This window comes from Mesorhizobium sp. LNHC252B00 (assembly GCF_000502955.1).
In the GTDB taxonomy this organism is placed as follows: domain Bacteria; phylum Pseudomonadota; class Alphaproteobacteria; order Rhizobiales; family Rhizobiaceae; genus Mesorhizobium.
On record NZ_AYWO01000003.1, the window covers coordinates 94,169 to 106,157 of the forward strand.

The 11,989-nt window shown below is 62.7% G+C and carries 10 protein-coding genes and 1 pseudogene; 4 read left to right on the top strand and 7 right to left on the bottom strand.

Annotated elements, in window-relative coordinates; translation table 11 throughout:
• Window positions 1-44: 44 nt before the first annotated feature.
• Window positions 45-1,166: a DUF2336 domain-containing protein gene (locus tag X744_RS164760; RefSeq protein ID WP_023757547.1), complete on the bottom strand. Its 1,122-nt coding sequence runs from the start codon at window positions 1,164-1,166 to the stop codon at window positions 45-47.
• A gap of 151 nt (window positions 1,167-1,317) precedes the next feature.
• Between X744_RS164760 and X744_RS164755 the strand changes: the two genes are divergently transcribed.
• Together X744_RS164755 and X744_RS164750 are read left to right on the top strand one after the other, a co-directional pair.
• Entirely contained in the window at window positions 1,318-1,770 is a 453-nt protein-coding gene (locus X744_RS164755; RefSeq protein WP_023757548.1) for a MaoC family dehydratase, read from the top strand.
• 3 nt (window positions 1,771-1,773) lie between these two features.
• A complete protein-coding gene (locus tag X744_RS164750; RefSeq protein ID WP_023757549.1) occupies window positions 1,774-2,655 on the top strand; it encodes a CoA ester lyase in 882 nt (293 codons plus the stop codon).
• Window positions 2,656-2,758: 103 nt separating this feature from the next.
• Here X744_RS164750 and X744_RS164745 read toward each other — a convergent pair whose 3' ends face one another.
• From X744_RS164745 to X744_RS164735, 3 genes are all read right to left on the bottom strand, one after another.
• Window positions 2,759-4,660 (bottom strand): hypothetical protein, encoded by a 1,902-nt coding sequence (locus X744_RS164745; RefSeq protein WP_023757550.1) that lies wholly within the window; start codon window positions 4,658-4,660, stop codon window positions 2,759-2,761.
• A gap of 157 nt (window positions 4,661-4,817) precedes the next feature.
• Window positions 4,818-5,426, bottom strand: a complete 609-nt coding sequence (locus X744_RS164740) for a flavin reductase family protein (protein WP_023757551.1) — start codon at window positions 5,424-5,426, stop codon at window positions 4,818-4,820.
• On the bottom strand, window positions 5,427-6,011 hold the full coding sequence (locus tag X744_RS164735; protein WP_023757552.1) for a nitroreductase: 585 nt from the start codon (window positions 6,009-6,011) through the stop codon (window positions 5,427-5,429).
• Window positions 6,012-6,170: 159 nt separating this feature from the next.
• Between X744_RS164735 and X744_RS164730 the strand changes: the two genes are divergently transcribed.
• Window positions 6,171-7,133 (top strand): hypothetical protein, encoded by a 963-nt coding sequence (locus X744_RS164730; protein ID WP_023757553.1) that lies wholly within the window; start codon window positions 6,171-6,173, stop codon window positions 7,131-7,133.
• Window positions 7,134-7,146: 13 nt separating this feature from the next.
• Here X744_RS164730 and X744_RS164725 read toward each other — a convergent pair whose 3' ends face one another.
• Window positions 7,147-8,085 carry a GNAT family N-acetyltransferase gene (locus tag X744_RS164725; RefSeq protein WP_023757554.1) on the bottom strand — a complete coding sequence of 313 codons (939 nt, stop codon included), beginning with the start codon at window positions 8,083-8,085 and terminating at the stop codon, window positions 7,147-7,149.
• 85 nt (window positions 8,086-8,170) lie between these two features.
• Window positions 8,171-10,147: a threonine--tRNA ligase gene (thrS, locus tag X744_RS164720; RefSeq protein WP_023757555.1), complete on the bottom strand. Its 1,977-nt coding sequence runs from the start codon at window positions 10,145-10,147 to the stop codon at window positions 8,171-8,173.
• Between the two features lie 266 nt (window positions 10,148-10,413).
• Here thrS and X744_RS01000000169260 point away from each other — a divergent pair.
• Window positions 10,414-11,147, top strand: a pseudogene (locus X744_RS01000000169260) (class I SAM-dependent methyltransferase).
• Window positions 11,148-11,153: 6 nt separating this feature from the next.
• On the opposite strand, the gene blaOXA reads toward X744_RS01000000169260, so the two are convergent.
• Entirely contained in the window at window positions 11,154-11,981 is an 828-nt protein-coding gene (gene blaOXA, locus X744_RS164715) for a class D beta-lactamase (protein WP_023757556.1), read from the bottom strand.
• Between the last annotated feature and the right edge of the window lie 8 nt (window positions 11,982-11,989).

Genomic DNA, 11,989 nt, shown 5'->3' on the forward strand with positions numbered 1-11,989 from the left:
GGGAACCGTCATTCGCAGGCCGGCATCACCTGAATATCGATACTTTAGGCGGCGGCGATCGCCAGCGCATGGCCCCGCGCGTTCTCGCGCAGCGCGTCGAGATGGATCGACTTGACCAGCGCGGCCAGATCGCCTTCCGCCGACTGTCCACCCACTTCCTTGAGCATCAGCCAGCTGACCTCCTGCACACCGGCGACGCGCTTGCCGTTGGCGACCTCGCGCCAGATCTTCAATGCGCGCAGGATGATGGCGTGTGTGGCGGCGGCGAGGCCGGCGCTGCGGAACAACGCCTGCAGGGCGACATCGTGCCCGCCGGCAAGCAGCGCCCTCACCCTTTGTTCGGACTGCTGGCTGAGCGCGACCAGCGCCGAGCCGAAGAAATCGACCTTGCCGTGCGCGATGGTGCGGATGAGGAAGCTGGCGGTGAGATCGCCGCGCAGCCTGAGATGCTCGATCAGTGCGGCATGTTCTTCCTGGCGCGTGCCCTCGATCAGCGTCACCGAAGCCTTGACGCAGGCATCGCGCATGACGCGGTCGGCGCGCGCCGCGCCCATCATTGCCATGACCAACGGCGACGTTTTCAGCATCTCGCCGAGCTTGACGAGCAGCATATGCCGACAGTCGGCAGGCAGCCGGGCGTCCGATATCAGCGCCTCACGAACCAGAGGCAGATGGCCGTGGCGTTCAGCCATGCGGCGGAAGCTGAGCGAGGCGATGTCGGCGCCGCTGTTGGCGAGCAACACGGCGCAGGCTTCGGCCTCGCCGATCTCGGCGATCGCGGCCGACAGCGCCATCGAGACGACCGGCCGGTCGGCGATCAGTCTCTGCGTCACCTTCGGACTTGAGGCTACGCGGTTGATCAGATCGGCGTCGGTAAGCAGCGGCGAACGCGCCAGTACCATGCCGGCGACTTCCGGCTGGTCGGAGGCCAGCACACTGATGATCTGCAATGGCGCGTGGTGGCTCATCGACAGTGCCTCGGCCATCGCCAGCCGCACCTTCGACGAAGCATCGTCGAGCAACAGCGTCAGCGCCGCCTCCGCGGCGCAACGGTCCTCGAACGGCAGGTCGGAATTGACGTAGGCTCGGGCCAGCGCGCTTGCCGCGGCGGCGCGCTCTGTCACCCTGGCCGTGCAAATCCATCTCAAAAAATGCGAAACAACCATGCCGCCTGCTTACGCCCCTTGCCAGAACGGTCCTGGCCCCGTGGAGACGGTAGGCAGAAATGGTTTACGAACGGTTCACCATGTTCATTAACTGGCTTGCGAGCGCTGGGTGCAGCGCATATCAACCGTCAGCTAGTGGAGGCGAGAGAAAATGGCCGGGCTTTATCTCCAGGAGTTCGTTGTCGGCCACGTCTTCCAGCACACGCTGCGCAAGACCGTCACCGAAAGCGATAACATGCTGTTTTCGGTCATGACGCTGAACCCGCAGCCGCTGCACATCGACTTCGACTTCGCCGCCAAAAGCGAGTGGGGCAAGCCGCTGGTCAACTCGCTGTTCACGCTCGGCCTGATGATCGGCATTTCGGTCAACGACATCACCGTCGGCACAACGGTCGCCAATCTCGGCATGAAGGAAACCGTGTTTCCGCATCCGGTCTTCCATGGCGACACCATCCGGGTCGAGACAACAGTCATCTCGGTACGCGAGTCCAGGTCGAAACCCGATCGCGGCATCGTCGAATTCGAGCATCGCGCCTACAACCAGCACGGCGATCTCGTCGCCAAATGCACGCGGCAAGCGATGATGCTGAAGAAGGCGACCTGAAACATGCGTTCACTGCTATTTGTCCCCGGCGATTCCCAGAAGAAGCTGGAAAAGGGTTTTGGAGCCGGTGCCGACGTGGTCATCGTCGACCTCGAGGATTCCGTGGCGCCGCACAACAAGGCGCTGGCGCGCGAAGTGGCGGCGCGCTTCATCGTCGAACGCAGGGCGCAAACCAGCTCAGTCATCTATGTCAGGGTCAACGATCTGTCGACCGGGCTGACCGATGACGACCTGGCGGCATTGGTGCCGGCAAGACCCGACGGCATCATGCTGCCCAAGTCGAACAGCGGCCAGGATGTGCAGCATCTCTCGGCAAAGCTCAGGGTGCACGAGGCCGAAAACGGCCTGGCCGATGGCGCGATCAAGATCCTGCCGATCATCACCGAAATGCCGGCAGGCGTGCTGGCGGCCGCGACCTATGCCGGAACAAGCGCGCGGCTTGCCGGTCTCACCTGGGGAGCGGAAGATCTGTCGGCGGCGATTGGTGCACGTGCGGTCCGCGACGAGCATGGCCGCTACACCGACGTTTTCCGCCACGCTCGTATCATGACCATACTCGCCGCTGCCGCGGCAGAGGTTGCGGCGATCGACACCGTCTTCCCGAATTTTCGCGACATGGCCGCCTTCAAAGCGGAATGCACTGAAGCCGAGCGCGACGGCTTCACCGGCAAGATGGCGATCCACCCCGACCAGGTGCCGGTCATCAACGCCGCCTTCACGCCGTCAGTCGAGGCGGTGAGGCAATCGACGGCAATCGTCGCGGCGTTCCAGGCGGCGGGAAATCCCGGCGTCGTCGGCATCGACGGCAAGATGTACGACCGCCCGCATCTGCGGCTGGCCGAGCGGCTTCTGGCGCGTGCCGGAGCGGCCGGCGTTTCCGCTTAGAGCCATTTTCAGGAAAAGTGTGAAACCGTTTCTGTCCGAGTTGCGTCAAAACAGGGCATTCGACCGGTTTGGCGTTTTCGTGAAACGACGGATCGCCCTGCTCTCAGTCCCGCGCCAACACGATGATCCGATCCTCCGGCAAATAGGCCAACGGCTCCGACTTCAACGGGTTGACGGTGACGCCGCCCAGCGCCCGCTGGTCGGCGTCTCCGGCGCGAATGCGCCTGTAACCCAAGGCGATTTCACCGCGCAACCGCGCCGATTCCGCGATTGTCCAGAAGGTCAGCGGCCGCTCGATGGCGACATAGTCAGCGACGGGACGCATGTAGATTTCGGAACCCTCCTCATCGAGCAGGTCATCGAAGATCGCGGCAAGGTGCTGGTTCTCGGACGCCTGCGCCAGCATCAGGCTGACCAGCCTGTTGCTGACGACGAAATCATCGGCCTTGGTGACTGCCGCAAGATCTCGGTTGCGCACGTCGATCATCTCGCTGACGATGCTGATGTGCATACCGGCGTCAACCGCGATCTTGCGCAGATGCAGCAGCGTCACCAGCGTGCGCGTATCGGCGGGCTGCGCTGGCATGGTTTCGCTATAGCCGAGGACGAGCACATGGTCGTAGGAAGGCACGTCCAGGCTTGCCAGAGCGGAGCTGCTCGATGTGTCCGTGACGCGGCAGTAAACCGACAGATTGTCACTGGCGACCGGCAGGCCGGCAACCTCCTGCTCAAGGTCGGGCGTATCGGCCGCTATGGTCAGGATCGAACCAGGCGCGACGTAGCGCGACAGTTCGTAGGTTATGATCGGACCGCGCCGGTTCCAGCCGAGGACAAGCGTGCGCTCCGGCTTCGTCTCGACGGGCCGCGGCTCGAGGATCGCCGCCGCGTCGATCTTGATGCCAGCGCTCCCCAGCTTTATCGCCGCATCGTCCTCGGCGACGATGATGGCGCGCATGTCCTTGCCGATCACCAGGTCCGACGGCGGGTTGAGATTGACGCGTCCCTCTTGGTCGCAAAGCCCGATCAGCGCACAGTGTTCATACGCCATCACCGCCTCGCCGAAGGTCTTGCCGGTGAGGTCCGGCTGCTCGGTCGTATAGATTTCGCAGCCGTCGAAATCGAGCAGCTCCGAATAGACGCCGCTGAGGCCCGACTGCCGGCTTGAATGCACGACGATGCGCGAGATCAACTGGTCGGCCAGCACGAGCTGCACCTCGGCTCCGCCGACGACGCGCGCGACCTCGGCGTTCTTGCCATCGCGGATCTCGGCGGCGATGTTGTAGGGGGCGGTGCGCCGGTTCGGGTCGTTGACCAGCGCCAGCACCGTCTTGATGACCTGCGAATCCGGATCGTCGCCGTCCGGCGACAGCACGATGACCGACCGCGAGGTCTGCGGATTGACGATGGCAAGGTCGTAGAGATCGGTCGGGTCACCGCTGCGGCAGATGATGCGCGTGTTGCCCAGCTTGCCGACCTTGGCCGCGATCTCGTCCTCCATCTCGACCTTGTCCATATTGGCCATGACCACAATGCGCGGACGTCGGCGGCTGGCATTGGCAATGACGAGCTCGGAGATGACGTCGAAGATCGACGGCGACCAGTTGAGGATGACCGTGTGATCTGTCTCCAGCACCCGCGAACGGCCCTTGCGCAATTCATCGAGCTTGCTGTCGACGCCGGCGCTCAGCACGCCGATGAGCGCCGAAACGACGAAGATGCCGGCAAGCGTGACAAACAGCATGACGAGACGAAAGGCCCAGCCAGTGTCGCCGCCCATCGTACCGGAATCGAGCGTGCGCATCAGCGATTCCCAGAACGCTTCGACAAAGTTCAGCGGCTCGCCGCCTTCGGGCGCGATGCGGGTCACCGCAAGGAAACTCGCGGCGACGACGATGATCAGCAGTGAAACGACGGCAAGCCAGCCGATCAGCGCGATCGGGCCGGCGGCCATGCTCTTGTCAAACCCGTAGCGCAGCCGGGTTGCCAGCGAGTCTCGTTTCTTCATTTAGCCGACGCCCCGCAATATCCCCAAGGTCGATGCGCCGACTCTAGCGCATCGCCGAAGCCGCTCTCTTAGCCTGTGTTCAAATAAAGGGGAATCGCTTTCGCGTGCCCACGGCCAGGGAATCCGCCGACGCGGCGGACGGCGGCCGACCCAAGGATTAGTCCTTGTCCCAGCGCGGCCGGCGCATCGAAAATACCTCGTCGACGCTGGCATACTCCATATAGCCGAGGCGAGCGACATTGCCTGCCTTGGTGATGTCGAACAGACCGTCTGTCAGGAAGGCGTCGTCGATGTATACGCCGACCACTTCGCCGGCGACAACGACAGCGCTTGTCGGCGATCCGTCCAGCGCCTTTGGCCGAAAGACCTCCGTCACCCGGCATTCGAGTGCGGCCGGCGCTGCCGCCACACGCGGTGGCGCGACCAGGCGCGACGGCGCCATCGCAAGATCGGCATAGATGAACTCATTGACGCCGCGCGGTGCATTGACCGATGTGCGGTTCATCTTGTCGGCGAGATCGCGGCTGACCAGATTGGCGACAAACTCACCGGTTTCCTGCGCGAAGGAGGCGCTGTCCTTCTCGCCCTCTGAGGAGAACCAGACGATGAAGGGCCGCGTCGAAACGGCATTGAAGAAGGAGTACGGCGCGAGATTGACCTCGCCGGCTCCGTTCAGCGTCGAAATCCAGCCGATCGGGCGCGGCGCGACGATTGCCTTCGAAGGGTCGTGCGGCAGGCCGTGGCCCTTTGAAGGTTCGTAGAACATTCAGCCCGCCCACGGCCCCGAATAGTCACCATAAAGCTTTGCGGGATCTGGCCGCGGCCGCTCCGGCGCCGGGCCCGCATAAGAGCCGATATGAATGAAACCGACGACGCGCTCCAGCGGTGCCAGCCCGAGCAGCGCCCTACCCTCCGGCACATCCGAATACCAGTTGCTGATCATGTTGGTGCCATAACCCAGCGCGTTGGCTGCAATCATCAGGTTCATCGCCGCCATACCGCCCGACAGGAACATTTCCCATTGCGGGATTTTTGGGTTCTCCCTTGGGATCGATATCACGCCTATCACCAGCGGCGCGCGCGAGAACCGCGCCAGTTCCTGGTTGCGGCGGCCTTCCGGCAATGGACCCTCCCGCTGCTCGGCAAGTGCTGCCAGTTGTCTGCCGATCTCGATACGAGCATCGCCACGATAGAGGATAAAGCGCCAAGGCTCCAATCGGCCATGATCGGGCACTCGCGAGGCGGCGGCGATCATCGTCGCGATCTCCACATCGCTCGGCGCCGGCTCCTTCAAATCAGGAATCGGCGCGGAGTTTCGGCTCAGCAGAAAGTCGATGATCGGCGACGCCATGGGCGCAAGTCTCCTGAACAGTCTGTCTTGAGCTGAAGCGCACCATCGGGAATTCGGGCGACTCGGGCATTGGCGCGGAATATACGCCGGATGGGAGAGTCGTATCGATCGGACTCTTAAGCCTTGAAATTGCCACCGCCATGGGCTTCAACGCAAGGCATGTTTGAGGGGACTATCCGTCTTTTCCTGGTCTGGCTCAGCGCCCTGCTGTTCATGGCGCCGGTTTCGTTCGCCATGGCGCAGAACGTCGATGGCGTAAGCGACCTGAAGCTTCCCGGAATCTCAAGCTATGCGACGCCGAAAGGCGAGAGGTCGCTGGCGCTGAGCGGCGGCGGCGCCATCACGCTCTCCGCGCAGTTGACCGACAAGGGTTCCGACATCACCCGCGGCATCGTCTGGCGGGTCTTCAAGCCCGAAGCCATCAACGGAAAATTGCCGATGGTCGCCTCCGCGCATGGCGGGACCGCCGTCTTCCAGCTCGAACCCGGCAGCTATCTTGTTCATGCCTCCTACGGTCGGGCCGGCGCCACCAAGCGCATCACCGTCGGCAAGGACGCCAAGCGCGAGAGCCTCGTGCTCGATGCCGGCGGCCTCAAGCTTGATGCTGTGCTGTCCGGCGGCGTGCGCATTCCGCCGAAGAAGCTGCGCTTTTCGATCTACGAGGGCACGGCAGAGGCTAATGGCGACCGCGCGCTGATCATCCCCGATGTCGAGCCCAACAGTGTCGTACGGCTCAACGCCGGCATCTACCATGTCGTCTCGACCTATGGCGCGGTCAATGCGGTCATCCGCTCCGACATCCGCGTCGAGGCCGGCAAGCTGACCGAAGCCACCGTCGAGCACCACGCCGCCGAGATCACGATGAAATTGGTGCGCGAGACCGGTGGCGAGGCGATCGCCGACACGTCATGGTCGTTGCTCAACGAATCCGGCGATCCGATCAAGGAAACTGTCGGCGCGTTCGCATCCATGGTGCTGGCCGAGGGCGACTACACCATCATCGCCAAGAACCGCGACCGCATCTATCAGAAGGATTTCACGGTCGTGGCCGGGCAGAACCAGGAGATCGAGGTTCTGGCCACCGAAGCGGCGGCGATGGATCCCGAAGAAGGTGCGGACTGACCTTCAATTGATTTCAAGCAGCCAGCTTGGTCCGCGCCGGCAGGAACGGAATCCGGCGGCGCGGCAAGGTCGGCGCCAGGTCGAACACGCCGCGATAAAGGCGGTGAAGCAATGCCTTGCGGTCACGCAATGGCTCCAGTTCGCTCCAGCTCAGCACCTCGCCGACACGCACGTCGATCGCCTTGCCGGACAGCCGCGCGAATTCGTGGATGAGCAGCGACGTCCGCAATGTCAGCGACGCCTTGCCGACGAACTTCGCCAGGCGGCCGTTGCGCTCGGCCATGTTCATCGGCCCGCTGACCAGATGGAAAAGCCTGCCATTCTGCCCGGAAAAATGCATCGGGATCACCGACGCCTTTGCCTCCTGAATGAGACGCGCCGGAAACATCTTCCACGGCAGGTCGCGCGCCCGGCCAAAACCATTTGGCGCGGTGGCGACGCCACCGGCGGGAAACACCACGATGGTGACGCCTTGCTTGAGCAGCCGCACCGCCTCGTGGCGCACGGCCATGTTGTTCTTGAGCGCGTCCTTGGTCTCGGAAAAGTCGATCGGCAGCGAGTAAGGCTCCATCTCGCGGATCTTGAGCAGATCCTTGTGGATCATCACCCGGAACGGGCGTCCGAGCTGCTCGGCCAATGACAGCACGGCAATGCCGTCACCGATGCCGAACGGATGATTGGCGACGATCACCAGCGGCGTATCCGGCAATTGTGCGGGTGGCCATTGGTCTGACGTCCGCACCCGTACATCGATCAGGTCGAGCATGCGACCGAACACGCGCTCGCCTGTCGGCACGACCTGACGGCGCCAGAAATCGTAAAGCGCGGTGTAACGGTCGCGGCCCGACAGGCCTTCGACCGAATGGATGAACCAGCGCGTCAGCGCCGGCTGGCGCGGATTGGCATAGGAAAGCTCGGGAAAGGGTCGTTCGCGCAATTTCAGCTTGAGCATATGGGCTCGTTACAAGTTCCGCGTGACAAGGATATGTGAAATGGCGGTGGATCGCTCCACCGCCATTTGGCCGGAACTATGCCGATCAGGCCGCGCGTTTGCGCTTGCGGTCGGGTGTAACAGCCTCTTCGGTCAGTTTCGCGATCGCCTGGTCAAGGCCAAGCGATTCCTGGTCGCGTGAGCCCAGCCGGCGCATGTTGACAGTCTGCTCTTCCGCCTCGCGCTTACCGCAGACGAGGATGACGGGAACCTTGGCCAGGCTGTGCTCGCGGACCTTGTAGTTGATCTTTTCGTTGCGCAGATCCGCTTCCGCCAACAGCCCTGCGGCCTTCAGCTTTGCCACCACTTCGGTCGCATAGCCGTCGGCATCCGACGTGATCGTCGCCACCACCACCTGCAGCGGCGCGAACCACAGCGGGAAATGGCCGGAATAGTTCTCGATCAGGATGCCGAGGAAGCGCTCCATCGAGCCACAGATGGCGCGGTGCACCATCACCGGCTGCTTCTTCTCCGAATCCGAGCCGATATAGAAGGCGCCGAACCGTTCCGGCAGGTTGAAATCGACCTGCGTCGTGCCGCACTGCCATTCGCGGCCGATGGCGTCCTTCAGCACATACTCGAATTTCGGCCCGTAGAAGGCGCCCTCACCCGGATTGATCGAGGTCTTGATACGATTGCCGGACCGCGTCCTGATGGTTTCCAGCACGCTGCCCATGATCGCTTCGGCGTGGTCCCACGCTTCGTCGGTGCCGACACGCTTGTCCGGCCGTGTCGACAGCTTGACGCTGATCTCGTCAAAACCAAAGTCGGCATAGGTCGACAGAATCAGGTCGTTGATGCGCAGGCACTCCGACGCCAGCTGCTCCTCGGTGCAGAAGATATGCGCATCGTCCTGCGTGAAGCCGCGCACGCGCATGAGCCCATGCAGCGCGCCAGATGGCTCATAGCGATGCACATTGCCGAATTCTGCAAGCTTTACGGGCAGATCGCGATAAGACTTCAACCCATGCTTGAAAATCTGCACATGGCCCGGACAGTTCATCGGCTTCAGCGCGAAGACCCGATCGTCATCGGTATCGTCGCCGGCGACCGTCACCTTGAACATGGCGTCGCGATACCAGCCCCAGTGGCCTGACGTCTCCCACAGGCTCTTGTCGAGTACCTGCGGCGCGTTGACTTCCTGGTAGCCCTGCTCGTCGAGGCGGCGGCGCATGTAGTTGACCAGGTTCTGGAACATCTTCCAGCCCTTGGCGTGCCAGAAGACGACGCCTGGGCCCTCTTCCTGGAAATGGAACAGGTCCATCTCGCGGCCGAGCTTCCGATGGTCGCGCTTCTCTGCCTCGTCGAGCATCATCTGATAGGCTTCGAGCTGCGCCTGGTCGGCCCAGGCCGTGCCATAGATGCGCGTCAGCATCGGATTGTTCGAGTCGCCGCGCCAATACGCACCGGCCACCTTCATCAATTTGAAGGAATTGCCGATCTGCCCGGTTGAGGCCATGTGCGGGCCGCGGCAAAGGTCGAACCAGTCGCCCTGGGCATAGATCTTGAGATCCTGATCCTCGGGAATGGCGTCGATCAGCTCCAGCTTGTACTGCTCGCCCTTGTCGGCAAACACTTTCTTCGCCTTGTCGCGCGACCAGACTTCCTTGGTGAACGGCTTGTTGCGCGCAATGATCTCGCGCATCTTCTTCTCGATCACCGGAAAATCGTCCGGCGTGAACGGCTCGTTGCGAGCAAAGTCGTAATAGAAGCCGTTCTCGATCACCGGCCCGATGGTCACCTGCGTTCCCGGCCACAATTCCTGCACGGCTTCCGCAAGCACATGCGCCGCGTCGTGGCGAATCAGTTCCAGCGCGCGCGGATCGTCGCGGGTGACGATCTCGACCTTGCCGGACTTGCCGAGCGGATCGCTGAGGTCGCGCACGGTGCCATCGATGGCGTAAGCGACGGCCTTCTTGGCCAGCGATTTCGATATCGATTCGGCGAGACCAGCACCGGTCATCGCCGCGTCGTATTCGCGGACGGAGCCATCGGGAAATGTCAGGGAAACGGAATTCAGCATCATGTATCTCCTATCCAGTCCCGCAAACGAGCGCGGGTGGTCGTGGGGTTAAGCCGGACGCGCCAATCTACATGGACAACGGCAGCGGGCGGGTTTTAGAGGCAGTGCCGCGTCAGGTAAAGGGTGGTCGTTGGCGCAGCCGTCAGGAAATGTCGCCACAGATGTTGCAGGCTGGCCGCAGAGGCTTGCGAAAATGCGCGACATGAACTGGAATCATCGACATGGAAGACGCAACACCCAGCCGAACCGCCCTTGGCGTCGCACGTATGAGGGCTCTCCATCAATTTTCACCGCAAGCGTGGCTGTTTCGCGATCCCTACGCGATCGCAATTCTGGGTGAAGCCGCTCCCTCGGCACAGGAGCTCGAGCAGGAAGACGAGCGCCGACGGCGCATGCGCCTGTTCGTGGCGGCGCGCGCCCGGTTCGCCGAGGACTGGTTGGCGGTGGCGGTCGGTCGCGCTATCCGGCAGCTCGTCGTGCTTGGCGCCGGCCTCGATACGTTTTCGCTGCGCAACCCATATCCGGATCTCAGCGTGTTCGAAGTCGACCACCCGGCGACACAGGCGTGCCGGTCGATTTCGAGCGGCAGAGCCTGCCCGAAGAACTGGCTGCGGCAGGGTTGCGGTCGACCGAACCCAGCTTCTTCATCTGGCTGGGGGTCGTACCCTACCTGACGCAGGAAGCGATCTTCAACACGCTGTCCTGGATAGCTGGCATCCCCAGGTCGGAGGTCGTGTTCGACTATAGCGAACCGGCCGAGATACGCGACGCTGCGGGACAGGCCGCCCTGGCCTGCCACGCGGCGCGCGTCGCGTCTGTCGGTGAGCCCTGGATCAGCTTCTTCATCCCTGGTGAGCTGGCGAAATCCCTGAACGACCTCGGGTTCGATGAGATCGAAGATCTCGAGAGCGGCGATATTGCCGCCCGCCTTTCCGGAGCTCCGAGGGGAGCGACGCCCAACTCCGGTGGCCACATCATCCACGCGCGCCGAAGTTTCTGACCAGACTTATTTCGCCAGCAGCGGCAAGTCCTCCAGGAACGCGGCCCGCGTCTTGAGGCCCTTGGGCATATCGGTGCGGTTGGTGTCGACCACCGGCCGCGCAAAGACGATCTGGCGGCCGTCCTTGTTCGCCCAGCCGACGAACCAGCCGAGCGAGCGCTTTTCCTGGACCTTGTCGGCATCGTTAGCCAGCTTGGTGCTGCCGGTCTTGCCTTGCACCGTCCAGCCTCCTGCCTGGAAAGTCGGGATGATGGCTGATGTCATGTCATACGCTTTGGCCGAGACCGGTAGCTTGCGGGCCAGAAACCTGCGCAGGAAATCGACCTGCTCGACCGGCGTGATCTTCAGGGAGGAACTCACCCAGGACCGGGTCAGGCCATCATTCTTGCCGGGATTGCCGGAAACATCGGCATTGCCGTAGTCGAATTTCGAGACATAGCCGGCAAAGCTTTGCGGCCCAAGCCGGCGGGTGATTTCACGCGAATACCAGAGGATCGAATCCTTTTCCCAGATCATCGGATCGACGGTCTTCTGGTCCCGCTTCAAGGCCTTGAACTCCGGCTTGTAATCCCAGCTCGGTGTGTGCTCGTCGCCCAAGATTCCACTGTCATAACCGATCAGCGACACCGGCACCTTGAACGTCGAGGCCGGGCTGAACCGCTGATCGCACACGCCATTCTGGTAGAGCGTCTTGCCGCTCGCCGCATCGGCGATCAGCGTGCATTGCACGTCCATCAGCGGCGCCGATTGCGCGCGCATCGGAAATCCCAGCAGCCAGGCGAGCAGAAACAGGACGCCGGCAAAGATGAAGGGAAGACGGTCTATGTTACGCATTTGATGCT